Source organism: Kitasatospora sp. RG8, from assembly GCF_017813315.1.
Classification (GTDB): domain Bacteria; phylum Actinomycetota; class Actinomycetes; order Streptomycetales; family Streptomycetaceae; genus Kitasatospora.
Map to the genome: position 1 here is coordinate 144,208 of NZ_JAGIYX010000020.1, position 26,938 is coordinate 171,145.

General features: G+C 74.0%; 22 protein-coding genes. 17 read left to right on the top strand and 5 right to left on the bottom strand.

Annotation, left to right across the window (positions count from 1 at the left end; all coding sequences use genetic code 11):
- The first annotated feature begins 9 nt into the window (after positions 1–9).
- The 4 genes from J5Y04_RS26820 (at position 10) to J5Y04_RS26835 (ending at position 8,182) form a co-directional block, all read left to right on the top strand.
- Complete coding sequence (locus J5Y04_RS26820; protein ID WP_209414965.1) at positions 10–930, top strand: phosphotransferase; 921 nt, start codon at positions 10–12, stop codon at positions 928–930.
- Between the two features lie 199 nt (positions 931–1,129).
- Positions 1,130–3,922, top strand: a complete 2,793-nt coding sequence (locus tag J5Y04_RS26825) for an AAA family ATPase (protein ID WP_209414966.1) — start codon at positions 1,130–1,132, stop codon at positions 3,920–3,922.
- Positions 3,923–4,587: 665 nt separating this feature from the next.
- The gene (locus J5Y04_RS26830; protein WP_209414967.1) at positions 4,588–7,290 is read left to right on the top strand and encodes an SdrD B-like domain-containing protein; all 2,703 of its coding nucleotides are present in this window, start codon (positions 4,588–4,590) and stop codon (positions 7,288–7,290) included.
- A gap of 106 nt (positions 7,291–7,396) precedes the next feature.
- Positions 7,397–8,182: a hypothetical protein gene (locus tag J5Y04_RS26835; RefSeq protein WP_209414968.1), complete on the top strand. Its 786-nt coding sequence runs from the start codon at positions 7,397–7,399 to the stop codon at positions 8,180–8,182.
- 33 nt (positions 8,183–8,215) lie between these two features.
- Here J5Y04_RS26835 and J5Y04_RS26840 read toward each other — a convergent pair whose 3' ends face one another.
- Positions 8,216–9,583, bottom strand: coding sequence for a nitrous oxide reductase family maturation protein NosD (locus J5Y04_RS26840; RefSeq protein WP_209414969.1), 1,368 nt, complete (start codon positions 9,581–9,583; stop codon positions 8,216–8,218).
- A gap of 40 nt (positions 9,584–9,623) precedes the next feature.
- Here J5Y04_RS26840 and J5Y04_RS26845 point away from each other — a divergent pair, with 40 nt between their 5' ends.
- Together J5Y04_RS26845 and J5Y04_RS26850 are read left to right on the top strand one after the other, a co-directional pair.
- On the top strand, positions 9,624–10,838 hold the full coding sequence (locus J5Y04_RS26845) for a Dyp-type peroxidase (protein WP_245205472.1): 1,215 nt from the start codon (positions 9,624–9,626) through the stop codon (positions 10,836–10,838).
- 257 nt (positions 10,839–11,095) lie between these two features.
- Positions 11,096–11,722, top strand: a complete 627-nt coding sequence (locus tag J5Y04_RS26850) for a class I SAM-dependent methyltransferase (RefSeq protein ID WP_209414970.1) — start codon at positions 11,096–11,098, stop codon at positions 11,720–11,722.
- A gap of 124 nt (positions 11,723–11,846) precedes the next feature.
- Here the strand turns inward: J5Y04_RS26850 and J5Y04_RS26855 are convergent, their stop codons facing one another.
- Positions 11,847–12,248, bottom strand: coding sequence for a hypothetical protein (locus J5Y04_RS26855; protein ID WP_209414971.1), 402 nt, complete (start codon positions 12,246–12,248; stop codon positions 11,847–11,849).
- Positions 12,249–12,557: 309 nt separating this feature from the next.
- Between J5Y04_RS26855 and J5Y04_RS26860 the strand changes: the two genes are divergently transcribed.
- Positions 12,558–12,848 carry a hypothetical protein gene (locus J5Y04_RS26860; RefSeq protein ID WP_209414972.1) on the top strand — a complete coding sequence of 97 codons (291 nt, stop codon included), beginning with the start codon at positions 12,558–12,560 and terminating at the stop codon, positions 12,846–12,848.
- Between the two features lie 119 nt (positions 12,849–12,967).
- On the opposite strand, the gene J5Y04_RS26865 is transcribed toward J5Y04_RS26860, so the two are convergent.
- A complete protein-coding gene (locus tag J5Y04_RS26865) occupies positions 12,968–13,135 on the bottom strand; it encodes a hypothetical protein (RefSeq protein ID WP_209414973.1) in 168 nt (55 codons plus the stop codon).
- Between the two features lie 146 nt (positions 13,136–13,281).
- On the opposite strand from J5Y04_RS26865, the gene J5Y04_RS26870 reads away from it, so the two are divergent.
- The 7 genes from J5Y04_RS26870 to J5Y04_RS26900 all read left to right on the top strand — a co-directional run bounded on the left by J5Y04_RS26870 (position 13,282) and on the right by J5Y04_RS26900 (position 20,182).
- Positions 13,282–13,842: an RNA polymerase sigma factor gene (locus J5Y04_RS26870; RefSeq protein ID WP_174315578.1), complete on the top strand. Its 561-nt coding sequence runs from the start codon at positions 13,282–13,284 to the stop codon at positions 13,840–13,842.
- Positions 13,839–14,684 carry a zf-HC2 domain-containing protein gene (locus J5Y04_RS26875; protein ID WP_209414974.1) on the top strand — a complete coding sequence of 282 codons (846 nt, stop codon included), beginning with the start codon at positions 13,839–13,841 and terminating at the stop codon, positions 14,682–14,684. The genes J5Y04_RS26870 and J5Y04_RS26875 overlap by 4 nt, the downstream gene beginning before the upstream one ends.
- A 32-nt stretch (positions 14,685–14,716) precedes the next feature.
- Positions 14,717–15,526 carry an ABC transporter ATP-binding protein gene (locus J5Y04_RS26880; RefSeq protein WP_209414975.1) on the top strand — a complete coding sequence of 270 codons (810 nt, stop codon included), beginning with the start codon at positions 14,717–14,719 and terminating at the stop codon, positions 15,524–15,526.
- Positions 15,523–16,923, top strand: coding sequence for a hypothetical protein (locus tag J5Y04_RS26885; protein WP_209414976.1), 1,401 nt, complete (start codon positions 15,523–15,525; stop codon positions 16,921–16,923). The genes J5Y04_RS26880 and J5Y04_RS26885 overlap by 4 nt, the downstream gene beginning before the upstream one ends.
- Positions 16,920–17,486 (top strand): hypothetical protein, encoded by a 567-nt coding sequence (locus tag J5Y04_RS26890; RefSeq protein WP_209414977.1) that lies wholly within the window; start codon positions 16,920–16,922, stop codon positions 17,484–17,486. The genes J5Y04_RS26885 and J5Y04_RS26890 overlap by 4 nt, the downstream gene beginning before the upstream one ends.
- A 319-nt stretch (positions 17,487–17,805) precedes the next feature.
- Positions 17,806–19,260, top strand: coding sequence for a uracil-xanthine permease family protein (locus J5Y04_RS26895; RefSeq protein ID WP_209414978.1), 1,455 nt, complete (start codon positions 17,806–17,808; stop codon positions 19,258–19,260).
- A 190-nt stretch (positions 19,261–19,450) separates the two neighbouring features.
- Positions 19,451–20,182: a heparin lyase I family protein gene (locus tag J5Y04_RS26900; protein ID WP_245205473.1), complete on the top strand. Its 732-nt coding sequence runs from the start codon at positions 19,451–19,453 to the stop codon at positions 20,180–20,182.
- A gap of 110 nt (positions 20,183–20,292) precedes the next feature.
- On the opposite strand, the gene J5Y04_RS26905 is transcribed toward J5Y04_RS26900, so the two are convergent.
- Together J5Y04_RS26905 and J5Y04_RS26910 are read right to left on the bottom strand one after the other, a co-directional pair.
- Positions 20,293–21,687: an MFS transporter gene (locus J5Y04_RS26905; RefSeq protein ID WP_209414979.1), complete on the bottom strand. Its 1,395-nt coding sequence runs from the start codon at positions 21,685–21,687 to the stop codon at positions 20,293–20,295.
- Positions 21,684–22,487: a glycerophosphodiester phosphodiesterase gene (locus J5Y04_RS26910; protein WP_209414980.1), complete on the bottom strand. Its 804-nt coding sequence runs from the start codon at positions 22,485–22,487 to the stop codon at positions 21,684–21,686. Before J5Y04_RS26910 ends, J5Y04_RS26905 begins: the two co-directional genes overlap by 4 nt.
- A gap of 562 nt (positions 22,488–23,049) precedes the next feature.
- Here J5Y04_RS26910 and J5Y04_RS26915 point away from each other — a divergent pair.
- From J5Y04_RS26915 to J5Y04_RS26925, 3 genes are read left to right on the top strand one after another with little or no spacing between them, the layout of a single operon-like run.
- Positions 23,050–24,384: a discoidin domain-containing protein gene (locus J5Y04_RS26915; RefSeq protein ID WP_307853308.1), complete on the top strand. Its 1,335-nt coding sequence runs from the start codon at positions 23,050–23,052 to the stop codon at positions 24,382–24,384.
- 2 nt (positions 24,385–24,386) lie between these two features.
- Positions 24,387–25,646, top strand: coding sequence for an MFS transporter (locus J5Y04_RS26920; RefSeq protein ID WP_209414992.1), 1,260 nt, complete (start codon positions 24,387–24,389; stop codon positions 25,644–25,646).
- Complete coding sequence (locus J5Y04_RS26925) at positions 25,613–26,698, top strand: hypothetical protein (protein WP_245205474.1); 1,086 nt, start codon at positions 25,613–25,615, stop codon at positions 26,696–26,698. Before J5Y04_RS26920 ends, J5Y04_RS26925 begins: the two co-directional genes overlap by 34 nt.
- Positions 26,699–26,938 lie beyond the last annotated feature (240 nt).

The window sequence follows — 26,938 nt, forward strand, 5'->3', positions numbered from 1 at the left end:
GGACCGCCGATGACCTGGGACTGGACGGAGCTGCCTGGGGACGTGCGGGTGGCCGTCGAAGCCGCGATCGGCAGGCCGGTGACCGGCACCGAACCGGCCACGGCGGGAACGATCTCCGACTTCGCGGCGACCCTGCGCACCTCGGACGGCGACGTCTTCTGCAAAGCCGTGCGGACGGCGAACCCGCAGGCCTGGAAGCACCGGAAGGAGGCCGAGGTGCATCCCCTCCTCCGGGGAGCCGCCCCCCGGCTGGAGTGGCTGGTCGAGACCGGGGGATGGCTGCTGCTCGGATTCGAGCACCTCCCCGGGCACCACGCCGATCTGCGCCCGGGCTCCCCCGACCTGCCGTCGGTGGCGGCCGCCCTCGTCACCCTCGTCGAACGGCTCACCCCGGCGCCGCCCGTACCGACGCAGCCGTTCGCCGCGCGGCTGGCGCAGCGCCGGCTCTGGCGCCTGATGGCCGAACACGACCGCGACCGGCTGGACGCCTGGGCGACGGCCCGCCTGGAGCAGCTCGTGCGGATCGAGGCGGCGGCGCCCGGCCTGGTCGACGGCGACACGCTGGCCCACACGGACCTGTCCGCCGGCAATCTCCTCGTCCACGACGGGCGGGTCCGGGCCGTCGACTGGGCGTGGCCCGCCCGTGCCGCCTCCTGGACCGACACCGCGTCGCTGGTGCTGCGCCTCATCCACGAAGGACACAGCCCGCGGCAGGCCGAGGAGTGGGCCGGTACGGTCCCCGCCTGGAGCACGGCCGGTCCCGGGGCGATCACCGCCTTCGCCGTCGTCATCGCGGGCGTGCGCGAACACCGGAGGCGTCTCGGCTACGCCCCGCACCTGGACGCCCTGGCCGCCGCGGGCCGACGGTGGGTGGACCACCGGCTGGAACGTGAGGGCCGTCGGCCGCGCACGGCCGGCGCCGCGGGCTGACCGCAGGGCAGCGGTCGAGCAGCTCGACGGCCCGGAAAGGGCCGGCGGAGCCGAGTCCGCCGGCGTTGCGGCGAGGGCGGCGAGTCGCGGCGCCACGGCCGCGGCCGGACGGATTGTCAAGCCGGCACCGGAGCGCCCCGTTCAGCAGTAGCCTCGGGATCGGTAACGAAGGCCGTGGACGAGCGAGTTGGAGGCGGCGGTGGCCGAAGGGGAGCCCGCGGTCCGGGGTGACGGCGGGGCCGGCGGGGAGGGCTGTCCGCTGCACGAGCGCGAGGCCGAGATCCGGTCGGCCGGTCAGGCGGTCGGGGCGCTCACCCGGCCCGCCGGTACCGGGATCGGGGAACTGCTGGTGTACACCGGCGCGGCGGGGCTGGGCAAGACCGCCGTGCTGACCGAGGTGCGACGGGAGGCGAAGCGCGCGGGCTGCACGGTGCTGTCGGCCCGGGGCGGGGAGCGGCAGTGCCACGAGCCGTTCCACGTGGTGCGCCAGCTGGTGCAGCCGGTGCTGGCGGCCCTGTCCGGCGAGGAACGGGCGCAGGTGTTCGGGCCCTGGGAGGACATCGTCGGTCCGGCCGTCGGCCTGATGCCGCCCGGAGGGCAGCTCGACCCGCAGGGAGTGCGCGACGGACTGGACTTCGTGCTCACCCGCCTCGTGCAGCAGCGCTCGCCGGTGGCCGTGATCGTCGACGACCTGCACTGGGCCGATCCCGAGTCGCTCGGCTGGCTGGCGGGCCTCGCGGTGCGCGCACGGGAGCTGCCGGCCCTGCTGGTGTTCGCCTGCCGCGACGAGTTCCCCGACGAGGCCCTGGCGCTGCAGCGCGGCCTGGTCGGCAGAGCCGACCGGCGGCACGAACTGCGGCCGCTCCAGCCGGCCTCGGTCGCGCACCTGGTCCGCGCGGCCCTCGGCGCGCAGGCGGAGGACGTCTTCTGCCGCCACGTCTGGGCGGTCACGGCCGGAAACCCGTACGAGACCACCGCCCTGCTGCGCGAGGTGCTCGACCAGCGGCTCGACCCCGTCGAGGAGAGCACCGGGCAGCTGCGCGAACTCGCCGTCGGCGCCCGGGGAATGACGCTCCGGCACTGGCTGGACAAGATCGGCCCGACCACCGTGCAGTTCGCCTGGGCGGCGTCCATGCTGGGCACCGACATCCGCCCGGACCTCGCCGCCGCCATCTGCGCCCAGGGCCCGGACACCGCCGCCGAGTCCGTCCGGGAGCTGCGCCGGCACGGGGTCCTCACCAGCACGCCGGGAGGCCGGCTGGAGTTCGTCCACCCGCTGATCGCCACCTCGGTCTACCAGTCGATGCCGCCCGCCACCCGCACCGGGATGCACGGGGTGGCCGCCGTCGAGACCGAGAACGCCGGCCTCGGCCTGCTGACGGCGTCCCGGCACCTGCTGGAGACCCTGCCCGAGGGCGACGGCGAGATCGTGGGCAAGCTGCGCCGGGCGGCCCGCGAGCACCTGGCCATCGGCGCGCCCGAGGCGGCCCAGCGCTGCCTGCGCCGCGCCATCAGCGAACCGCCCGCCGACGAGGACCGGGCCGCGGTGCTCTACGAACTCGGCTGCTCGGCACTGCTCACCGACCCGGCGACCACGGTCAACCAGCTGCGCCTGGCACTCGCGGACCCGTACGGGCTGGGCCCCGAGCTCCGGGTGGACGCGATCTTCCGGCTCGCCCAGGCCCTCGCCCACAGCAACCGGCTCGGCGAGGCCGCCGCGGTGTGCGCCGAGGAGGCCGCCCGCACCCTCCCCGGCCCGGGCCGCCTGCGCCTGGAGGTCGCCCACTTCATGTTCGCCGCGTTCCAGTCCGAGGACGAGGACGGTCCGGGCCGCTCCCGGAGGCTCGCGGAGTTCGACCGGATGCTCGAAACGGTCGGACTGGCCTTCAGCGACACCGGGGCCGGCGGCTCGGCCCCCACCGCCACCGGTACCGGCGCGGACGGCGGACCGGCCCCGGACGAGGGCGTCTTCGAACACAACGGCCTGGTCCATGCGGTGGCCGTGCTGCGCTGCTGGGACCTCACGCTGCGCGGGGTGGACCGCGAGGAGGCGATCGCCCTGGCCGAGTCCGCGCTGCCGGACGGCCGCCTGCCCCGCAGTCTCGGCTGGACCAACACCACCTGGGGTTTCGAGCTGCCCGGGATCCTCGGCATCAGCTACCTCTACGCCGACCGGGTCGACCGGGCGGAGGAACTGTTCACCGAGGCGGTCCGTGCGTACGAGGTCGCCGGGTGGAGCGGCGGCCACCTCGGCTTCGCCTACCTGCTCACCGGCATGCTCCGGTTCCGCTGCGGCGCCCTGGCGGACGCGGAGGACTACCTGCGCCGGGCCCTGCGGATCGCCGAACGGATAGGCCCGGGCGTCCCGCTGCACTGGGACGCGGTCGGGGCGCTGGCCGAGACCCTGGCCGCGCGCGGCCGGCTCCCCGAGGCCCTGGAACTGGCGCGCGAGCACGCCTTCGGCCCGCCGTACCCGACGGTGATGGTGCTGCCCGACGCCCCCACGCTGTACGGCCGCCTCCTGCTGGCCCGGGGCGACGCGCCCGGCGCGGCCGCGACGCTGACCGCCGCCGGCGCGGCCCTGGACGCGCGCGGGTGGCGCAACACGGTGTGGGCGCCGTGGCTCGGGCACCTGGCGCGCGCGGTCGCCCCCGACCAGCCGGACCGGGCCCGTGACCTCGCCGAGGAGGCCGTCCGCCGCGCCCGGGAGTCCGGGACGGACTCGGCCGTCGGCAGCGCGCTGCGGCTCTGCGCGGCGGTGCACGACCGGCCGCGCGCGGCCGGGCTGCTCGCGCAGGCCGTCCGGCACCTGGAGCGGTCACCCGCCCGGTACGAGCACGCGATCGCCCTGGTCGACCTGGGTGAGGCGCTGGGCGCCGCCCCGGCCGCCCGCAGCGCCCTGACCCGGGGACTGGAGCTGGCCGTCCGGTGCGGCGCCGACGGCCTGGCCGCCCGCGCTCGCGACCTCCTGCACGCGGGCGCGGTGGGCTGAGGCGGGCTGGGGACGCCGCCGGCGCAGGCGGTGCCGGCACCGTGTCCGACGTGCGGTGAAGTCGGCGCGGGTGGTTCGACCAGGACCGGTCGGGCCCGCTCGAACATTCGACATGCCGTGCTCCCGGAGCGGGGGAGCGTCGAACCGGCGGGCCCTGCGCGCCCGTGGCCTTTCGGCCCGCTTGGCACGGGCATTGCCAAGCCGTGAAAGTCGCTGGCCCGGGGGCGCGCGGGGCAAGGGCCCGCGCCGGGGTTTCGACCCGGGATCCGCCGTCGGGCGGTCGGTACGCGACGGGCCCGGAACGCGTCTGCTCCGGCGGTCTCCGGAGGCGGCGCTGTCGCGCAAGTCGCTTGTGGTGGAGGCGGGTTGGATCACCCTGCGGGGGCGGCCACCGCGGGATGCCTGGCCGGATGTCGACAGATCGCTGATTGAGCATCAACGTTCAAGTTCTGCTGCGAACTTGTGCGTTGCCCCTTTAAGCTCCCGTTAACAATGGCGGCTTTTCGCCACTCGCGGACTCCCTCAAGAGGTCGGGCGACAGGCCCAACTGGACGATGAGAGCAGGGATGACAACGACAACTGGGAAAACAGCCGGTGCCGCGCGCGGTCCGGGCCGGCGCCGAACGGGTGTGCCGGGCAGTCGCACCCTCGGCGGTGCCGTGGCCATGGCCGTCGGGATCGGCGCCTGTTCGCTGGCGGTGGCCCCGTCGGCCTTTCCGCTGTCCGGCGACGGGACGGTGACGGTCCGCGTGGTGCGGGCCGTCGACACGAGCGGGGTGTGGACGCCGGCGCTGGAGCCGGGCATCGCCGGTGTGCAGGTGAAGCTCACCGACGACGCCGGGGCCGGCATCGAGGGCGTCACGGCGGCCGACGGCACGGTGAAGCTGGCGCCGGGCGGATCGAAGCTGTCCGGGGGCAAGTACCGGGTGCAGGTGGTGAATCCGAAACCGGGGGTGCTGTTCCCGGCCTTCGCCTCGCGGCAGGGGCTGGACGGTGCGCCGAACCAGCTGAGCAGCAACGAGGAGTTCGTGGACCTCACCGGCGGGAAGGAGGTGGCGTTCACGACCGGGCTGTGGAGCCCGGGCGACTACTGCCAGAAGAACGCGCCGCTGGTGACGACCTGTCAGCCCACCACCCGCGAGGGCGGGACCCAGCGCACGCTGGTCTCCTTTCCGTACAGCGCGCGCGGTCAGGCCGGTGTGGACGCCAACGTCACGAACATCGCCACCAACGCCGAGACCGGCACGCTCTACGGCATCGCGTGGAACCGGGCCGACCGGAGGGTGTTCTCCTCGGCGGTCGCCAAGCGCAGCACGGACTACGGCCCCGGCGGCGCGGGCGGGATCTACGTGACCGACCTGGAGGCGAAGCGGACCACGCTGTTCGCCACCGTCCCGGACACCGGTCCGACCGCTCACGGCGGCGGCACCGACGACGCGTTCGTCGCGGCGCCGGGCAAGGAGAGCCTCGGCGGCATCAAGGTCACCGACGACGGCAAGGACCTCTTCGTCGTCAACCTCAACGACCGCAAGCTCTACCGCTACGACGCCACCGTGCCCACGGCCGCCGCTCCGAGGGCCTCCTACCCGATTCCGGACCCGGGCTGCCCCGCGGCCGGCGACTGGCGCCCCTTCGGCCTCGGCCTGCAGGACGGCACCGGTTACCTCGGCGGCGTCTGCTCGGGCGAGTCGACCGGCAAGGCCTCGGACCTTCGAGCCGTGGTGCTGCCGTTCGACCTGGCCACCGGTGCCTTCGCGCCGGCGGTCCTGAACCAGCCGCTCGACTACCCGCGCGAGTCGACCGTCGGAGGGGGCGCGTGCGAAGGGCGCGGCTGGTTCCCGTGGACCAGCACGTTCCCGACCTCGCAGAACGGCCAGCCCTGCACGTCCTACATGGCCCAGCCGGAGCCGGAGTTGGGCGAGATCGCCTTCGAGTCCGACGGTTCCATGCTGCTGTCCTTCCGTGACCGCTTCGGCGACCGCGCACCGGCTGGTGCCACCCCGGGCTCCGTCTCCGTCGTCATGTCGGGCGGCGACCTGAACAAGGCCTGCCCGGCGAACGGCACGTACGTGATGGACACCAACAACGGTTGCGGACTGTCCCCCCGGGGCACCCGCTTCTTCGACACCAGCTGGGGCGGTCACCACAACACGGCGTTCGCCGGCATGGCCCTCTCCAAGGTCGAGAACACCATCGCGACCTCCGCCTTCGACCCCGACCACACCGCCTTCGGCTACGGCACGTCGTTCCTCCAGCGGAACGGCACGCAGGACCCGAAGTTCGGCCTGCGGCTCAACCCGGCGGGCGCCCTCGCCCCGTTCGGCAAGGGCGCCTCCATGGGTGACCTGGAGGTGCTCTGCGACCAGGCGCCGCTGCAGATCGGCAACCGGGTCTGGTACGACCCCGAGCGCAAGGGCGTCCAGAGCCCGGGCCAGCAGCCGGTCCCCGGTGCGACCGTCCACCTCTACGACGAGTCGGGGAAGGTGGTCGCCACGACGAAGACGACGAAGCGCGGCGAGTACTACTTCGACGACTCCAACGTGCCCGGCGGCCTGAAGCCGAGGACGAAGTACACCGTCCGGATCGACGAGCCGGCCGACTACGCCAAGGGCGGCCCCCTCTACCAGTGGGTGCCCACCGACCACGACGTCGGCGACAACCACTTCGTCGACTCCAAGGGCGTCGTCCCGTCCGGCGGCAAGTACCCGGAACGGGCCCTGACCACCGGCGGACCGGGCGAGAACGACCACACCTTCGACTTCGGATTCCGCCGGCAGGACGGCGTGTTGCGCCTGGTCAAGCACGACCAGGACGGCAAGCCGCTGGCGGGTGCGACGTTCCGGCTGTGGCAGGAGACGAACGGCACGGACGGGTTGCAGGCCACCGGGGCGAAGCCGGACACGCCCGTCGGCGAGCCCTGCACGACGGGTGCGGACGGCGTCTGCCAGGGCAGCGGCACGCCGGGGACGTACTACTGGCAGGAGGTGAGCCCACCGAAGGGCTACGCCGCGCCGGAGAACCCGGTGGCGGGGCCGCTGGTGCTCACCTCCGACAACCTCGACGCCGGGGTCTCGGTGACGGCCGTCAACCGGCTCATCCCCACCCCGACGCCCACTCCCACCGCGACGACGACGTCCACCCCGACGCCGACGACGCCCCCGACGCCGGTGCCGACGCCGCCGGACACCCCGGGCGGGCCGGACACCCCGGCCGCACCGGTGACACCGCGCCCCGCGCCCGGCTCGCACCTGGCCAGTACCGGTGTGGGGCAGGGGATGTCGATGGCCCTGGCCGGTGCCGTGGTGTTCACCGTCCTCGGCACGGCCTTGCTGGTGACGGCCCGTAGGCGAAGGGCCCGGCACCAGTAGCCGCTCCGGCCCTCCCAGGGGGGCCGGTACATCGGGCGGGTTCCCGGACCACCGGTCCGGGAACCCGCCCGACCGTTGTGACCGACCGAGGAGAGAAGGCAACGGCATGGCCCGGAAGACGAAGACCGACGGCCGTGGGCCGCGTCGGACCCTCTGGCTCAGGACACTGGTCGCGGTGGCGGTGTGCGGCCTCGCGGTGGGCGGACTGGCCGCCTACCGGACCGTCTCCGACGAGACCTCGGAGCGGCCGGTGACCGGCGACGAGGCGTCACGGCTGGCCCTGTCGCGGCTGAACCTGTACCAGGCCGCTCCGGTGGCGGTGGTGCTCACGGCGGCGGAGGGCGGCGGCGTGCAGGTCAGGGTCGAGGGGATCGTGGACCACCGCACCCGCCGGGGTGCGGGCCGCTACCAGGTCACCGGGGCGAACGGCCCGCTCGACCACGGTCTGATCGTCTGGGACGCCGGCGGCCTGGGCCTGGCCCCCGCGCCCGAGGGCGACGCCGGGCCGCCCTGGCAGCAGGCCGAGCGCGTCCCCCGGGCGGGCTGGTCGCCGCGCCAGTACACGGCGGATCCGCTGGACGCCGGGCTCCGGTTGATGGTCCAGCTCGGCGCGGACCGGCCCGACAACCCGCTGCTGCTCGCCCAGTCGGGTGCGCGTTGGCTCGGCCGGGACCGGATCGACGGCCGGGACTACGACCGGTTCGCCGGACCGCGTGCCCAGGGAGCCGCGCCCGACACCGGGCGCTCGCCGCTGACGTACTGGGTCGACGGCGAGGGCACGCTGCGGCGGGTGACGATGCGGATGGCGGACCTGGGCACCCCGACGACCGTGGAGTTCTCCGGGCGCAACGGCGACGCGAAGCTGCCCGAGGCGCCGTGGCTCACGGGGTGACGGCGGAGGTGACCCGAGGCGGTGTCCCGGTGCTCAGCCCACCTTCTGGGGGGCGTCGGCGGGATCGGCGGGGAGCCGGTAGGCGTTCGGGTCGACGGCTCCCGGCAGGTCGGTGGCCGGGCGGCCGGGAGCCGTCGGGTCGGGCAGCGAGGGCTGCGCGGGCGGGGCCTGCACCTGGCTGAAGGGGATGCCGGGTGGCGCCTGGACCGGGGCCGTGCGGCCGGCGGCCAGCGGCCCGCGCCCCTGGACGCCGCACCCGGCCAGCGTCTCCAGGCCGTCGGGGCTCTGGACGGTGGGCCGGTTGTCGGTGAAGCAGTTGCCCGGGTCGGTGGAGGCCAGGACGAGGTCGGCGCCGTTGCCGTCCGTGCGGTTGCCCTCGACGCGGTTGCCGCTCGCCGGGTGACCCGGCGGGTCGGTGACGAGCACCCCGGCGGCGCGGTTGCCCCGGACGAGGTTGCGGAGCACCTGGTTCGCCGTGCCGCCGCCGATCCCGATCCCGATCCCGAAACCCCCGTCCGCCTGTTCCGGGGTGTCGGCGGCGTTGTTGTCGGCCACGACGTTGCCCGCGATCACCGCGCCGTGCTGGGGTGCGAGGGCCTCCAGGTCGTTGGAGTTCACCGTGACGCCGACCCGGTTGCCGACCACGCGGTTGCCCAGCACCAACAGCCCGTCCGAGGCGTTGGTCAGCTCGATGCCGACCGCGTTGCGCTCCACCGTGTTGCCGCGCACCACGGTGTCGCACGGCTTGCACTGGCCGACATAGATGCCGGAGTCGGCCTGCCCGGAGGCGTAGGAGTCCTCGATCACGCCGCCGCGGGCGTCGAAGGCGTAGATGCCGTACAGGCCGTTGTCGTAGGCCGTCACCCGGGTCGCCCGGAAGCCCTGGACGACCGGGAAGCGGGCGGTGTCCAGCGGGTCGTACGCGGAGCCGCCCGCGCCGTGCTGCTGCAGCTTCTCGTCGGTGACCCCGGTGAACAGGACCCCGTTGGCGAGGTATCCGTGGACGGTGAGGTTCTCCACCACCGAGCCCGGGCCGGTGACGGTGACGCCGTTGACGAGCCGCAGCCCGCCGTCGAGGACCACGGAGTTGCGGTCCGTCCCGCGCAGGACGATGCGGGCCTTGGCGACGCGTACGCTCTCGCGGTAGACGCCCGGGCCGACCAGCACCGTCTCGCCCTCGCGGGCGACGTCCACGGCCTTCTGGATGGTGGGGAAGTCCTCCGGCACCCGGAGCACGCTCCCGGCCGGGTGCTCCGCGTCCGCGGAGCCCGAACCGCCGGAGGAGCACCCGGCGGCCGCCAGGGCGACCGACACGACCAGGGCCGGCAGGCGTCGCAGGGCGGCCGCCCGGAACACCGGCGGCCGGACGGCCACCGAGGGAGACGGATCGTCAGAAGGCATGATTTGCATGGCAAGTGTTCTATCGTCTCCAATAGGGCGCATGCCTACCGAACCGGAAAACGCGCAGCCGTCGACCGGGCCCGCCGTGACCGGTGTCGGGCGGCGGAGGGCACTGCTCGCCGCCGGAGGGGTCCTCGCGGCCGGGATCGGCGCGGCGGCCGGCGAACTGGCGGGCGGCGACCGCACGTCCGGCCACCGCGGCGCCACCGGTGGACCGCCCCCGGAGGCCGCGGTCCCCTTCCACGGCGCCCGGCAGGCCGGGGTGACGTCCCCCCAGCCCGCCGCCACACAGCTGATCGCCTTCGACCTCCCGCAGACCTCCGCCGCCGCGGACCGGGAGGCCCTGCGCGCGCTCCTCGACGCACTCACCCGCACCCTGTCGTCCGCGGCGTCCGACGCGCCGGCCGACCCGCGGTTGCAGGGCGGCGGCACGACCCGGCTCACCTCGCTGGTCGGTGTCGGCCCGGCGCTCGCCACCCGGCTGGGGCTCAACGTCCCGGCCCGGCTGGAGGACCTGCCGCCGTTCCCCGGCGACCGGCTCGACCCGGCGCGCGGCGGCGGCGACCTGCTGCTGCAGGTGTGCGCCGCCGACCACTGGACACTGGCCGTCGTCGCCGAGCTCGCCGGGTCGGCGGCCCGGGCCACCGGTGCCGCACCGCGCTGGTCGCAGTCGGGGTTCCTGCCGCCGACGGCCCCGGGCACCACCCCGCGCAACCTCTTCGGCTTCAAGGACGGCACGGCCAACCCGGACGACGCGGCCGCCCGGCAGTGGGTCTGGGGCCCGCCCGGGCCGCACGAGAACGGCACCGTCCTGGTCTACCGGCGCATCCGCATGGACACCGCCGCCTTCGCGGCCCTCCCCGAGGACCGGAAGAACCTGGCGATGGGCCGGCGGATCGGCGACGGCGCCCCGCTCACCGGCACCGCCGAGCACGACGAGCCGGACATCTACACCAAGAACCCGGACGGCTCCTACGTCATCCCCGCCACCGCCCACGTCCGCCTCACCAGCCCCCGCCTCGACGGCGGCGCCCGGATGCTCCGCCGCGGCTACAGCTACGACGACGGACCGGCCGACCGGGGCCTCCTCTTCTGCGCCTTCGTGCGCGACCCCGCCCAGTTCTCCCGCGTTCAGTCCCGCCTCGCTGCCCGCGACGCCCTGAACCCCCACCTCGAACACACCGCCTCGGCCGTCGCGTACGTCCTCCCGGGCGCCCGGGAGGGCGGCACCCTCGGCGAGGTGCTCTGGGCATGACGCCCGTCGGGCTCCGGGCCTGACGTCCGCCGGACGGCACCGCACCCGGCGGGCGCTTCCGGGACCCGCGGTTCGCCGGCCGTGAACGCCGACGCCGACGCCGACGCCGACGGCTTCGGCGGGACGGGCCGTCGCCGGACGGCACCGCGGTTGCGGCCGCCGACCCGCCCGGCCGGGCCCCGCGCCGTGCGGCCCGGCCACGGGGTACCGGGCGGACCGGCCCGGTGCCAGACTGGTCCTGAGGGCTGGAGGCCGCCATGGGGTTCTACGCCGATCAGGTGGTGCCGCGGATCGTCAACGTCGTCTGCGGGACGAAGGAGGCCGCGCACCTCCGGCGGAGGGTCTGCGAGGGGCTTGAGGGCGATGTCCTGGAGATCGGGTTCGGCTCGGGGCTGAACGTCCCGTTCTATCCGGCGGCCGTGACCCGGGTGACCGCGGTGGACCCCTCCGAGGTGGGCTGGAAGCTGGCGGCCGACCGGTTGGCGGCGACGCCCGTCCCGGTCGAGCGCGGCGGCCTGGACGGTCAGGTGCTGCCGTTCCCGGACCACTGCTTCGACGCGGCGCTGTCGACCTGGACGCTGTGCACCGTCCCGGACGTCGAGGCGGCCCTGCACGAGGTGCGGCGCGTGCTCAGGCCCGGTGGGACGCTGCACTTCGTCGAGCACGGTCTGGCCCCGGAGGGGGACGAGGCCGTGCGCCGCTGGCAGCGGCGCCTCGACCCGCTGGAGCAGCGGTTGTTCGCCGGGTGCCACCTGACCCGTCCGGTCGCCGATCTGCTGACCGGCGCGGGCTTCGTCATCACCGATCTCGACGTGTTCTACGAGAAGGGCGCCCCGAAGCCGATGGGGGCCGACTCCCTCGGGGTCGCCGTCTCGCCCGCCTGAACGGCCCCGGCCGGTGTGCCGGAGCGGGCGGGCGGGCGGCCGCCGGAGCAGGCGGTCGGTGGACCGCCTGCCGAACGGATGCCGCCGGGCCGGCCATGGATCCGGCCCGGCGGCGACCCGCCGTCTATGCGGTGGCCTCCCGGTGCGTGCCTGCCGTCAGGGCCCAGATGACGAAGATGTCGATGGCGATCAGGACGATGGCCCAGAAGGGGTAGTAGGGCAGCCACAGGAAGTTGACGATCATGTTCAGCCCTGCGGCGACCACACCGAGGATCCGTGCCCACATCGCGCCGGTGAAGAGCATGAAGCCCGCCACCACGATGAGCAGGCCCAGGATGAGGTGCAGCCAGCCCCAGCCGGTGACGTTGAACTTGTAGACGTAGTTGCCGGTGATGACGTAGCGCTCGTCGTTGACGATGGCGCCGATCCCCTCAAGGACGGCCATCGCCCCGCCGAAGATCATCAGGCAGGCTGCGAAGGTGGTCCAGCCGGTCGCGAACGGCTTCCGGCTGACGTTGCTCGCCATGATTCGGGCTCCTTCGGATAGATCCGTCGCCCGTTTCCGTGCGACCCGGTCGGAGATCTCCTCCACCAAGTTCGCACGACCGCGGTACGGCTGCTACTCCGGCGGGTGCCGCCCGCTGCTCCGCCGGCCACGGCGGCTCCGGCCGGGGTGGGACGGCCGCGCCGTCGCGTCCGCCGGCCGACTGGGTCCAGTGGCCCCGGTGGGCGGGCCGGTCGGCTGTGGCGGCCGGGTGCGTGCAGGTGCAAGGATTGAGGCGACGCGAAGGAGAGGCGCTTTCCCGCTGCACCTCTCCGGAGGACGGTGAGAGCGATGGACGAGATCGGTCGAGCAGGGTGGATGGCCATCGGCGTCGTCGGCATGGCGTTGGCCGGAGCCGCCCATGCCGTGGTCGGGGCGGAACACATCATGAAGGAGCTCGTGCGGTCACCGGGGCAGGCGAGCGGTGATCCGAGGTCGGCCGGCCCGGAGGCCCGCGCGGTCAGCGGGCCGGGTGGCTGGATCCTGCTCGGCTCCCTGCTCCTCGCGGCCGGGGCCGTCGCCCACGTCGTGGGCGCCACCGGGACGATCGTGAAGGAGATCCTGCACGTAACGGCCCGTTGACCGCGCCGGTGCCGCACCGGTGCCGCACCGAGCCCACCCCGTCACGAGCCGAGCCTTCGGTATATCTGACGGGCAGTCAGCATGCGCCCACCGCGGGGTGATCGGAGCGGCTGCGGCGGTCACGGCCCGGGGTCGTCGGTGCGAGGATGCGCCGCCATGGCCTGCTCGTGTGCGGCGCGGACCAGCCCGCAGTGGCCTCCGGGCAGGCGCACCGGTTCGCCGCGCGGGGCCCGGCGGGCGACGCGCCCGGCCGCGGCCGGCGGCGCCGAGTGGTCGTCCTCGCGCACGACCACCACCAGCGGGCGGGTGATGCGCGGCGCGTGCCGTCCCGGCCGGTGGACGCCCGGGTGGGCACCGAGCGGTGGACCGGACGAGTGTGACGCAGGTCACGACGGATGGAGAACCTGCGCGCCGCACCCGGCGTCTGGCTGGTGTGAGATCACGCAGGAGAGCACTGGACGAGCTGGACGAGGAACGCCTCGTCAAGCTGGTGGCCAGGGGCGACCGAGGGGCGTTCGACGAGTTGTACCGGCGCACGTCGCCGTGGCTGGCGGTGCGGTTGCGCCGCCGCTGCGCCGACGAGCAGATCGTCGCCGAGGTCATGCAGGAGACCTATCTGGCGGTGTGGCGCGCGGCCGACGCGTTCGCCGGGAGCGCGGTCGGCGGGACGGCCGTCGGGTGGTTGTGGACGATCGCGGCGCGCCGCCTCGTCGACGCCTTCCGGCGCCGCGCCCACCACGCCGAACCGCCGGTCGCCGCCGCCGAGCGGGCGGTGGTGCCCGCGGCGGAGGAGGAGGCACTCGCCGGGACCGTCGGCGGCGACGTCGGCGACGCCCTGCGGCGACTGGCCCCGGAACTCCGCGAGGTACTGCAGGCCACGGTGCTCGACGGGCTCTCCGTCCGGGAGACCGCCGTCCTGCTCAGACTGCCCGAAGGCACGGTCAAGACCCGCGCCCGCCGGGCCCGGATCGCGATGCGGGAGGCGCTGGCATGAGCGAGCGGATCGTCAGGAGCGGGGAACATCCGTCGAGTCGGCTGATCGACGAGTACGCACGTGGTGACGTGGCGATGGCCGCGGACACGGTGTGGGCCCTGGAGGCCCACCTGGAGACGTGCGCGCCGTGCCGGAGCGACCTGGCGGCCTCCGTGGCCACGGAGGCTCCCGACCTCACCGCGCTCCTCGGCACCGTCCGGGCCGGTCTCGAACCGCAACTGGACGCGGCCGTCAGGGCGCCCTCGCGGCGGTACCGCCCGAGGTGGGTCTCGACCTGGCTGACGCCGGTCATGGCCCCGTGGCTGGCCATGACCGGCATCGTCACCCTGGCGACGCTGCTGCTGGACGCGATCGCGTCGCCGCCGTTCTTCGGCGGCGCGTCCCCCCTGGTGCCGATCGCGCCCGTGCTGCCGCTGTTCGGCGTCGCCGCGTCGTGGTCGCGCGGCCTGGACCCGGCGTACGAACTGACGGCCTCGACCGCCCGCTCCGGCCTGCCCCTGCTCCTCCGGCGCACCACGGCGGTCCTCGCGGTGGTCCTGCCCGGGCTCCTGGTGGGGGGATGGCTGACGGGGACCATGACGGCCGCGCAGTGGCTGCTGCCCTCCCTGGCCTTCACCTCCACCGCCCTGGCGTTGGGCAGCGTGGTCGGTGTGACCCGCGCCGCCACCGGGCTGGCGGTCGCGTGGGGCGTCGTCGTCGTGACACCCGCCTGGGCCACCGGCCACGTCCCCCTCGCCCTGGAGCTCGTCCTGGAGTCCGACCGGCTGCCCCTGTGGGGACTGCTCCTCGCACTCGGCACCGGCGCCGTGATCGCCCGCAGGAACGCGTACTCAACGCTGTGAAACCACCACCGACCCTCGGAAGGGAACACTGCATGCCGCTCAAAACGAGCGTGGCCGACACCGCGCCGAAGACCTACGCCTGGGAGATCCGGGCCGCCGGCCTGAGAGTCCGCGTCGGCCGGAAGAAGATGGCCGTCGACGGGCTCGACCTCTCCCTGGGCATCGGCACCCACGGCCTCCTGGGGCCCAACGGAGCCGGCAAGACCACCCTGATCCGCACCCTGGCCACCGTGCTGCGCCCCACCGAGGGCGAACTGGAGCTGCTCGGCACCGCCGCCGGCGGGCTGGCCGACCACCGGGCCCTGCGTCGCCGGATCGGCTACCTGCCGCAGGACTTCGGCTACTACAAGCGCTTCACGGTGCGTGAGTTCGTCGAGTACATGGCCTGGTTGAAGGAGGTGCCGAAGGCGGAGGTCCCCGCGGCCGTCCAGCGGGCCGTGGAACGGGTGGGTCTGGCGGACCGCGCCGACCACCGGATGAAGACCCTGTCCGGCGGCATGGTGCGGCGGGCCGGCATCGCCCAGGCCATCGTCAACGACCCCGCGCTGCTGCTGCTGGACGAGCCGACGGCCGGCCTGGACCCGGCGCAGCGACTGCGGTTCCGCGAACTGCTGCAGGAACTGGGCCGGGACACCTGCGTGGTCGTCTCCACCCACCTGGTCGAGGACGTCGCGGCCGCCTGCTCCGACGTGGTGCTCTTCGCCGACGGCCGCCTCGTCTTCCAGGGCACGCCCGAGCAGTTGGCCGCGGCGGGCGGGTCCGAGCACCCGGGCGACAGCCCGCTGGAGCGCGGCTACTCGGCGCTGCTCAGCGACTCCGGCCGTCCGGGAGGCAACTGGTGAACGGACGTGTCCTGCGCATCGAACTGAAGCGCTCCGTCGCCCCGTGGGCCGGTGTCGTCGTCCTGGGGGGCAGCCTGGCGGTCTTCTGCCTGATCGACGGGATGTGGTGGAGGGGCACCGCGGGGTGGACGGCCCAGTGGACCACCATGGCCATGTGGACCCGGTACCTGCTGGCCTTCTGGTGGCCGCTGGTGGTGGGCATGGGGGCGGTGTACGGGCTGCGCGAGTCCCGCTCGCGGACGGCCGAGCTGCTGGCGACCACGCCGCTGCCGGCCTGGCGCCGTGCGGCGCTGCCGACCGGTGCGATCGCGCTCGCGCTGGCGTCGGGCTTCGGGCTCCTGATCCTCGTGGGCGGAGTCCAGGTGGCCCTCGGCCGGACCACCTACACGGCGCTCGGCTGGCTGCCGATCTCGCTCGTGGCGGCCCTGGCCCTCGTCGCGGGGGCCGTGTTCGGCATGGGTGTGGCGCGGGCCCTGCCCTCCGTGCTCACCCCGCCGGCCCTCGTGGTGCTGTTCCTCATGATGACGGGCCTCCTCCTGCGGCAGGGCAGTGACGGGGAAGTGCCGGCGGGCATCGCGCCGAACCGGCTCGCCCAGCTGTCCCCGACGGTCGTGGAGCCGCGGGAGATGCTGCTGACCCTGTCCGGCCGCGTGCACCTCGGCCAGACGCTCTGGCTGCTCGGCCTGCTCGCCACCGGCTTCGTCCTGTTCTCGGCCGTGACCCGCCGGGCCCGGCTGCTCGGGGTGGTCCCCGTCCTGGTCGGCGCGGCCCTGGCCCTGCTGGTCCTGCCGGCTGCTGCCCGCGACACCTACGTCGTCGACAAGGCCGCCGCCGCCCTGGTCTGCGACGGGCCGGTGTGCGTGACGCAGGCGAACCGCTCACGCCTGCCCGAGCTCGCGCTGCGCAGCACGGAGGCGCTGCGCGTGCTGCGCGGCGTCCTGGGCGACCAGGCACCGAACACAGTGCGGGAGGACACCAGGCTGCGCGCGCTCGGTGGGGACCGCGAGCTCTCCGGCGACGTGGTGCTGGTCGACTTCGACGAGCGGCTGTTCGCCGAGGCGAAGGGTGAGGCACTGACCCGCGCACTGATCTCCCAGGGGCTGGCACCGAACTGTCATGGCTACAGCGACCGGGAGGGCGGGGGGAGCGACGACGTCGCCCTCCAGAGCATCGCCGTGAGCTGGGCCCTCCACGACTCCCAGCTCCGACCACTGCAGGACAGGGACACCGACGTGTACTCGGAGAAGACCTGGGCGGACGCCGACGCGGCCTGGCAGAAGCTGTCGGCGGTGTCAGCGGCCGAGCAGCGCTCCCGGATCGTTCAGCTGCGGGCCGGCGCCCTCTCCTGTTCGCGGCACGGTCAGTTCCTGCTGCTGGCGGGGGAGGCGGCCCGATGAGGTGGCTGACCCTGTACGCCCGTTCACGGCAGGTGCCCGGCTCGGCCGCCGCGATCGCGCTGGTCTCGCTGGCGCTGTGGGTGCTGCACAGCCCGGGCCCGATGGACCTGGGAACGGCGGTCCTCGTCCTCACCGCGAACGTGGCGGCCGCCTCGGCCGGGCTCGGCGGGTGGGACGTCGCGCTGGAGCGGACGGCGGCGATCCGGTGGATGCCCCGCCGGGCGGCGCACGTGCTGCTGATCGGTGCGGCCGCCGGCCTGGCCCTGCTGACCGTCCAGACGGTGGGCGTGGAGCTCGCCCCCACCGCGGTCGTCGTCCGGGACAGCGCGGGCCTGGTCGGCCTGGCCGCGCTCGGGGCGGCGCTGTTCGGGGCCCAGTTCGCGTGGACCCCGCCGACCGCGTGGCTCGCGGTCACGCTCCTCGTCCCGGTTCCGGACGGCAGGGTGGGAGAGGTGGTCCACTGGATGCTCTTTCCCTCGGGTACGTCGGCGTCCGCCGCGATCGCGTGGGCCCTGTTGGCGACCGGCACGGTGGCGTACGCCGTGGCAGGACCGAGGCGGTAGTCCGCCGCCGCGTCATGGCGTCCGGCGGTACGGGCGGTCCGGCACCGGACCGCCCGTACCGCCGGAGGCCGGTGCCGTACGTCGGACGCCGTGCCGGCCCGCCTGTCGGGCGGGCCTTGAGGCCGGCCCGGTCCGGCCACCGCTGGTGCTCAGGGTGGGCGGCGCTGCGGGATCCGCCGGTCCCTGACGGGGCCTCACTCCGCCCGCGCCGCGTGCGTGCGCAGGCCGGGAGCCGGGGGCGGTGGCGTACGGAGGATCCGGTGGCCCGGAGAATGGTGCGGAAGGTTCCACCCGAAGTACAGAGAAAGCGATCTCCCCCATGGATCTCGGCGTGCGCTGGAAGCTGCACGGTGACGGGCGGACGCCCGCACCGGGAGCGGTCGTCCGCCCCGACGAACGACTCTCCTGGCCCCGAACGGCGGGGCTCGGCGCCCAGCACGTGGTGGCGATGTTCGGCGCGAGCTTCGTGGCGCCCGTGCTGATGGGGCTCGACCCCAACCTGGCGATCATGATGTCCGGCGTCGCGACCGTCATCTTCCTGCTGGCGACCCGCGGTCAGGTGCCCAGCTACCTCGGCTGCTCGCTGTCCTTCGTCGGTGTGGCCGCGGTGATCCGGGCTCAGGGCGGCACCAGTGCGACGGTCACCGGTGCCGTGTTCGTGGTGGGTGTGGCGCTGTTCCTGGTGGGCCTCGCCGTCCAGCGGTTCGGGGCGCGGATCATCCACGCGGCGATGCCGCCGATCGTCACCGGCGCCGTCGTCATGCTGATCGGCTTCAACCTCGCGCCCGTCACCGCCTCGACCTACTGGCCGCAGGACCAGTGGACGGCGCTGCTGGTGATGCTGTTCACCGGGCTGGCGGTGGTGTGCCTGCGCGGCTTCTGGTCGCGCGTGGCGATCTTCCTCGGGCTGCTCTTCGGCTACGGGATCTCGTGGCTGTTCGACCGGGTCTTCGGGAAGATCCACTCGGTGGACGCGAGCGGGCACGCCACCGACCACTGGCGCCTGGACCTGTCGGGCGTCGGCCAGGCGGACTGGCTCGGCCTGCCCGCCTTCCACGGCCCCTCCTTCCAGTGGTCCGCGATCCTGGTGGCCCTGCCCGTGGTGATCGCGCTGGTCGCGGAGAACGCCGGGCACGTCAAGGCCGTGGGGGAGATGACCGGCCGGACCCTGGACGACAAGCTCGGTACCGCGATCTCCGCGGACGGCGTCGGCTCCATGCTCTCGACCGCGCTCGGAGGCCCGCCGAACACCACGTACTCCGAGAACATCGGCGTCATGGCCGCCACCCGCGTGTACTCCACCGCCGCCTACTGGGCCGCGGCCGGCTTCGCGCTGCTGTTCGGCATCTGCCCGAAGTTCGGCGCCGTCGTGGCCGCGATCCCCGGCGGGGTGCTCGGCGGCATCACCGTCATCCTGTACGGCATGATCGGCCTGCTCGGCGCGCAGATCTGGATCAGGTCCGACGTGGACCTGCGCAACCCGCTGAACCTGGTGCCGGCCGCCGCGGGCATCATCATCGGCATCGGCAACGTCACCCTGAAGTTCACCGACACCTTCACTCTCAGCGGCATCGCGCTGGGCACCCTGGTCGTCATCACCGGCTACCACGTGCTGCGGGCGCTGGCCCCCGCGCACCTCAAGACGGAGGAGCCGCTGCTGGACGCGGGCACCTCCTCCTACGACGTGGACGACGCCGACGACGGGGGCGACGTGGACGCCGGGAAGTCCGGGGACTCCGGGGAACCGGGCGGGGCGGAGCGGCGCACCCGCTAGCGGTACGCCCGGGGCGTACCGCACAGCCCCCGCCGCGGTGCCCCCGGCCGGCCGGGGGACGTGCCCGAAAGGGCCGCTGCGGGCCGGCCCGCTTGGCCCGACGGCCCGTCAGGTGGTCGAATCGCTCCGTGCGTCCCGGCCGACCGGCCCGGGCGGCGTCCTTTCCGGCCACTCATCCCCAGGGAGACGCATGTCGTTCCTGTCCCGCTACCGCAAGACCGCCGTCGGCCTCATGGCCCTCACCACGTTCGCGATCTCCTGCGGCTCGGCCACCGCCAGCAGCTCCGCCGCCGCGGCGGGCAAGGTCCTGTGGACCCCGAGCACCAGCAAGGGAGCGTCCTCCTTCGCCGCCGTCCAGTGCGCCGCGGGCGGCTTCGGCGTCGTCAAGGACTCCGTCAAGGGCAGTGTGTGGCGGGCGTTCCAGGCCGCGGGGGAGGAGCGCTGCGAGACGGTCGGCCCCGACCTGAAGGAGGGCGACACCTTCTACCTCGGCTGGTCGTCCAAGGTGGACATCAAGGACTCGAACAGCCGTTACGTCTTCCAGCTCAAGTGCTCGCCGAGCACGGACACGGCGAACCACCCGATCGAGATCGACGCGACGACCGGGCGGATCCGCCTCCAGGAGTGGGACGTCGACCACGTCGCGCACCAGCTGTGGACCGCGCCGACCGCCAACAACCAGTGGCACTCGTACGCGCTGAAGATCCGCCTGGGCCGCACCAACGGCACCATCGACTTCTGGTTCGACGGTGTGAAGCAGACCTTCACCACCGGCTCGGGCACCTTCAAGGGCACCACCTGGGACGGCGACCGCAACTACCTCAAGTGGGGCTCCTACCACCCCTCCTCGGGGGACGCGACGAACACCTTCACCAGCCCGGTCATGGCGACCACCCTGGAGGCGGCCACCGCCGGCTCGTGAGGGCCCGGCGGACCGGCCGGGCCCTGCTGCTCCCCGCCCCCAGGGGCATCGGGACGACCCGACCAGGCCGGCCGGGTTGACCGGTCGGTCGGTCGGGTCCTCCCGGTCCGTCAGAGCCGCTCGGGGACGGGGTTGCCGACGGCCTCGACGGCCCGGCGGATGGGAACCGTCGCCAGCACGGCGAAGCCGATCACGAAGAACACCAGCAGGGAGATGATCGCCGAGCGGTAGCTACCGGTGATCTGGTACGCGAGGCCGAAGACCAGCGGGCCCATCCAGCTGGTGCCGCGGTCGCTGACCTTGTAGACGGCGAAGTACTCGGCCTCCCGGCCGGCCGGGATGAGGTGGGAGAACAGCGAGCGGGAGAGCGCCTGGCTGCCGCCGAGCACCAGGCCGATCATGCAGGCCAGGGCGAAGAACCAGGCCGGCTGGTGGGCCGGCATCAGGTACCCGAGGCCGACGGTGACCACCCAGCCGACCAGGGAGCCGAGGATGGTCCGCTTGGCGCCGTACCGGCGGGCGATCCGGCCGAGGAGCAGCGCGCCGCCGATCGCGACGATCTGGACCAGGAGCACGGCGGCGACCAGCGAGGTCTGGTCCATGCCGAGTTCTTCGCTGCCGTAGAGCGAGGCCTGGGAGACGACGGTCTGGATGCCGTCGTTGTAGCAGAGGAAGGCGCCCAGGTAGAGGAGCGTGAGCGGGTGGTCGCGCATGCTGCGCAGGGTACGGCCGAGTTCGCGCAGGCTTCCGGCGGCGGGCCGGTCCGGCACGGCCGCCGCGCGCGCGGGGGTCGCCCCTGCCCGGGAGGGTAGCCGCAGCATCGGGACGATCGTGAACAGCGCCCACCAGAGGCCGGCCGAGGCCAGGCAGATGCGCACGGCGGTGCTGGAGGACAGGCCGAGCGCGTCATGGCCCTCGAACAGCGCCAGGTTGGCGACCAGCAGCAGGCCGCCGCCCGCGTACCCGTACGCCCAGCCCTTGGAGGAGACCGCGTCGCGTTCGTCGGGGGCGGCCAGGCCGGGGAGGTAGGCGTAGGAGAGCGCGACCGACACCGCGTACGCGATGTTGGCGACCACCAGCAGCGCGCCGCCGAGCAGGTAGCGGTCGCCGTCGAGGAGGAACATCCCCATCGTGGCGATCGCGCCGACGTACGCGAAGCCGCACATCAGCTCCTTGTGCCGTCCTGTGCGGTCCGCGACCGTCCCGGTGAGCAGCATCACCGCGACCGAGATCAGGACGGAGAAGGAGACCGTGTACGGGAAGAACGACCCCGCGCGGACCGAGAGGCCGAGCGGGTGCACGTCGCCGGCCGCGTCGGCGGCGTTCCTGGCCACCGAGGTCAGGTAGGGCCCGAGGAAGACCGTCAGGACCGTGGCCGAGAAGGCGGCGTTGGCCCAGTCGTTGATGTACCAGCCGAACTGCATCCTGCGCAGGGCGCGGCCGTCGGTGGTGGTGGTCGCCGGATGGTCCGGCAGACGGTCCGACAGGTGGGCCGTGGTGTTCATGAGGCTCCCATCTTCGTGCTGGAGCCGGTGCTGCCGTCGGTCCAGCAGCCGCGCTCACCGAGGACGTCGCGCAGGACGTCGATGCGATCGGCCATGATGCCATCCACACCCAGGTCGAGGAGAGCCCTGATCCGGGTGGGATCGTCCACCGTCCAGACGTGGACCTGCAGACCGAGACGGTGGGTGGCACGGACGAAGGCCCGGTCGACGACCCGCACGCCGCGGTGCCGCTCCGGCACCTGCGCGCAGACCCCGGCGAACGGCGCCCCGCGCCCCCGCAGCAGCGGCCCGGCCAGCGAGCGCAGCCGCAGCCGGGCCACCTCGCGCGGGCCGAGCGAGGTGGCGAGCCGGGGGCCGGCGGCGGCGCGGACGGCGGCGAGGCGGCTGTCGGAGAAGCCGCCGACGCAGACGCGGTCCCAGGCGTTGGTCCGGCGGACCGCCTCGACCAGCGGCCCGACGGCCGGCGCGGCCTTCACGTCGACGTTGAAGCGGGCCCCGGGGAACGCGTCGAGCAGGTCCTCCAGCAGCGGCACCGGCTCGGTCCCGCCGATCCGGGCCTGCCTGACGGCGTCCCAGGGCAGTTCGGCCACGGCGCCGGTGCGGTCGGTGACCCGGTCGAGGCGGGAGTCGTGGAAGGCCACGAGCACTCCGTCGCGGGTGGCGTGCACGTCCGTTTCGAGGTAGCGGTACCCGAGGGCGACGGCGGCCTCGAAGGCGGCGAGTGAGTTCTCGGGGTGGCCGAGGTCGCCGCCCCGGTGCGCGAAGGCCAGCGGCCCCGGCTGGTCGAGGAAGGGGTGCATGTCGTGCTCCGAGCTGGGGAGGAGAGGGGATCCGCTGGACCCGCGAGGCCCCGATGGCGCTGCCCGCTCCGACGACGCCCGGGCCGTGCGCGTTACAGTATTACGCACCCTGTCAAGCAGTAACGATCACTGCGGCCGGATCGGCCCCGGGTGGTGGTCGCCGTCCGGCCCCGGGTGGTGGTCGCCGCCTCGTCCGGGCACTGCGGGTGCGGGGAGGCCGCTGGTCGGGGCAGCCGCGGCGGAGCGGCCCGACGCCGCCTCGACCCTCGTGGTGCGCCGGGCCCGGAAACGGGCGAACTCGGTGCCGCCCAACTATTGGTAGGTAACTTTACTTTCTATTACGCTGTCGGCTGGCGGCTTGGCGCGGCGCCCGTGCCGGATGGGGCGTGACGCGCTCAGTGAGAGCTCTGACCCGGCCGCCGCGCAGTTGCGGTCGCCGCTGCCCGGTGAGTTCGTGCGGTGCGGACCGGAGTCCAGCTCTCACCGTTTCTCAAGGTCATGGAGTCCAGGGATGCGTCTGGGTGTCTCGGCAAGGCCTGTTCGTGTCGGAATCTTCGCCGCCGTGCTCGCGTTGCTCGGCGGCCTGTTGCTCGGGTGGTCCGGGCGGGCGGGAGCCGCGGCCGATCCGCTGGTCTCCCAGGGCAAGGCCGCGACGGCCTCGTCCACCGAGGGGTCGTCGTACGCGGCGGGGAAGGCGTTCGACGGGAACGCCTCCACGCGGTGGGCGAGTGAGGAGGGGAAGGACCCGCAGTGGCTGCGGGTCGATCTCGGAGGGAGCGTCAGAATCTCCCGGGTGAAGCTCAGTTGGGAGTCGGCGTACGCGAAGGCGTACCGGGTGGAGGTGTCGGCGGACGGGGTGACCTGGACGACGCTGGCGGAGGAGAAGGCCGGGAACGGCGGGACGGACGACTGGACGGGGCTGGCCGGCCACGGCCGCTACGTCCGGATGTACGGGACGGCGCGCGGGACGTCGTACGGGTACTCGCTGTTCGAGATGCAGGTGTACGGGGTGCCGGACGGCAGCCCCTCACCGACCGGTCCCTCGCCGACCGGACCGTCACCGACCGGTCCCTCGCCGACCGGACCCACGCCGGGCGGGGCGTTCACCGTGGTGGCCGCGGGCGACATCGCCGCGCAGTGCACCGCCTCGGACAGCGGCTGCGCGCACCCGAAGACGGCCGCGCTGGCCCAGCAGATCAACCCGAAGTTCTACCTGACGATGGGTGACAACCAGTACGACGACGCCAGGTTGGCGGACTTCCGCAACTACTACGACAAGACCTGGGGGGCGTTCAAGGCGAAGACCCACCCGGTGCCGGGCAACCACGAGACCTACGACCCGGCCGGGTCGCTCGCCGGGTACAAGGCGTACTTCGGCAGCATCGCCTACCCGCAGGGGAAGAGCTGGTACAGCTTCGACGAGGGCAACTGGCACTTCGTCGCCCTGGATTCCAACGCCTTCGACCAGAGCGCCCAGATCGACTGGCTCAAGGCCGACCTCGCGGCCAACGCGAAGAAGTGCGTCGCCGCCTACTGGCACCACCCGCTGTACTCCTCGGGCGGGCACGGCAACGACCCGGTCTCCCGGCCGGTGTGGAAGATCCTCTACGGCGCCAAGGCCGACCTGGTGCTGAACGGGCACGACCACCACTACGAGCGGTTCGCCCCGCAGGACCCGGACGGGAAGGCCACCGCGGACGGGATCGTCGAGATCGTCGGCGGGATGGGCGGCGCCGAGCCGTACCCGATCGAGCAGGTCCAGCCGAACAGCCAGAAGCGGATCAGCGGCGAGTACGGCGTGCTGAAGCTGGACTTCACCGACTCCGGCTACGGCTGGAGCTACGTCGGAACGGACGGTCAGGTCAAGGACGCCAGTCCGAAGTACAGCTGCCACTGATGATGTACCTGGCCACCACCGGCCGCCGTCCGGACGCGTCGCCCCGCCCCCCAGGGCCGGGGCGACGCGTCCCCGGCACGGTCATCGCGCTCGGCGCGGTCAGCCTGGTCACCGACGTCTCCTCGGAGATGGTCACCGCCGTGCTACCGCTCTACCTGGTGCTGGGACTCGGCCTCTCACCACTGCAATTCGGTTTCCTCGACGGGCTGTTCAACGGCGCCACGGCGGTGGTCCGGCTGCTCGGAGGCAGGCTCGCCGACCGCGGCGGCGGCCGGCACCGGACCGTCGCCGGGGTCGGCTACCTGCTCTCGGCGCTCTCGCGGCTCGGGCTCCTGCTGGCCGGCGGGGCGGCCGGAGGGATCGCCGCCGCGCTGGCCGCCGACCGGCTCGGCAAGGGCGTGCGGACCGCGCCGCGGGACGCGATGATCTCGCTCAGCGCACCGCCGGAGGCGCTCGGCCGGGCGTTCGGCGTGCACCGGGCGATGGACACCACGGGGGCGCTGCTCGGCCCCCTGGTCGCGTTCGTGGTGCTGTGGGCGACGGCCGACGCGTACGACGCGGTCTTCGTGGTCAGTTTCGCCACCGGACTGTTCGGCGTGCTGGTGCTGGTGCTGTTCGTCCCGGCCGGGCCGGGGACGGCGGGGGTGGCGGCGGCGGTGGCGGCCGCCGGGCCGAGGCCGGCCGGTAGGAGGCGGAGCAGGGCCCTCGGAGATCCGGTGTTCCGGCGGATCGTCACGGCCGCCGCACTGCTGGGTGCCGCGACGATCGGCGACTCCTTCCTCTACCTGCTGCTCCAACGCGGCCTGGACCTGCCACCCCTGCTCTTCCCGCTGCTGCCGCTCGGCGCTGCGGCCTGCTACCTGCTGCTGGCGGTACCGGCGGGCCGGATCGCGGACCGGACCGGGCGGCGCACGCCGTTCCTCTGCGGGCACGGGGCGCTGCTCGTGGCCTACCTCACCCTGACCGCTCCGCCGGGATGGCCGGCCGCCGTACTCGTCCTGGTCCTCCTGGGCGTCTTCTACGCCGCCACGGACGGTGTGCTGATGGCGCTCGCCGGGCCGGTGCTGCCGTCCGACGGCCGGGCGGGCGGGCTCGCCGTCCTGCAGACCGGCCAGGCGCTGGCCCGGTTGGTCGGTGCGGCCGGCTTCGGCGCGGCCTGGACGTGGTGGGGGCCGCGCCCGGCCCTGACGGTGGCCGCACTCGCGCTGGCCGCCGCACTCGCCGCCGCATGGCGGATCCTGCCGGAAAGGGAGTCCTCGTGAAGGCGCGTTCGGTGGTGCTGATCGCCGCCGCCCTGGTGCTGCTGGGCGGTTCGCTGGGGTACGTGCTGCACGCCCGGCAGCGCGGCGGCGGCCAGCGGCTCGTGGCCGCGGAGAGCTCGTTCACCCTGGACGAACCCGGGCTGTACTACCGGGACACCGCCACCGGCCGGGTCGCCCGCAGCCCCGGGGCGCCGGACGGCCCGTCCTGCGTCCGCTTCTACGCCGCGGGGGACCGGGCCCTGTGCCTGCGGGCGCTGCCCGGCACCCCGGCCCGCACCCAGGCGGTGGTGTACGACCGGCGGTTCACCGAGCTCCAGACGGTGACCGTCCCCGGCATCCCGAACCGGGCCCGGGTGTCGGCCTCCGGGCACCTGCTCTCCTGGACCACCTTCGCGGTGGGGGACTCCTACGCGGCCGGCACCTTCTCCACCCGGACGTCGATCCTGGACCTGCGCACCGGCTACCTGGTCAAGTCGGTCGAGTCCATCCCGCTGACCGTCGGCGGCACCCGCTACCACGCTGCCGACGTCAACTACTGGGGCGTCAACTTCGCCGACGACGACAACCGCTTCTACGCCACCGTCTCGACCGGCGGCCGGACCCACCTGGTCGAGGGCGACCTCCGGGCGTGGTCGGCCCGCACGCTGCGGGAGAACGTGGAGTGCCCCTCGCTCTCGCCGGACGGTACCCGGATCGCCTTCAAGAAGAAGGTCTCGGCCGACCCGGCGGCGCCCTGGCGGCTCCACGTCCTGGAACTGGCAAGCATGCGCGAGTACCCGCTGGCCGAGTCGCGCAGCGTGGACGACCAGGCGGCCTGGCTCGACGGGGGGACACTCGGCTACGCGCTGCCGGGCCAGGACGGGAAGGGCAGCGACGTCTGGAGCGTGCCGGCGGACGGCAGCGGGGCGCCGCACCTGCTGGTGCCCGGCGGCTCGTCGCCGGTGGCCGTGCGGGCGGCCGTTCCGGAGGCCGGCCCGACGGCTGTCCCGCCGGTTGTCCCGCCGGTTGTCCCGACGGTTGTCCCGACGACTGTCCCGCCGGCGCCGGACTGACCCGGCGGGCGGCGCGGGCGGCCTCCTCGCGCGGCGGGGAGGGGGTGGCAGGGGGTACGCCTGCGCGGTCGGGGCGGGGCAATTTGTTTCGGGCGTGAAACAGGAGTACTGTCGCCCAGTCGCTCGGCAGGGAGCACCGGACACGCATCGGCGCGGACGGTCCCGGAGCGGCCAATCCCTAGAAACACCACTTCCCGGTTCGGGCTGGGTCGTGCTTTGCCTTTTTCGGCGGTGCGGCTC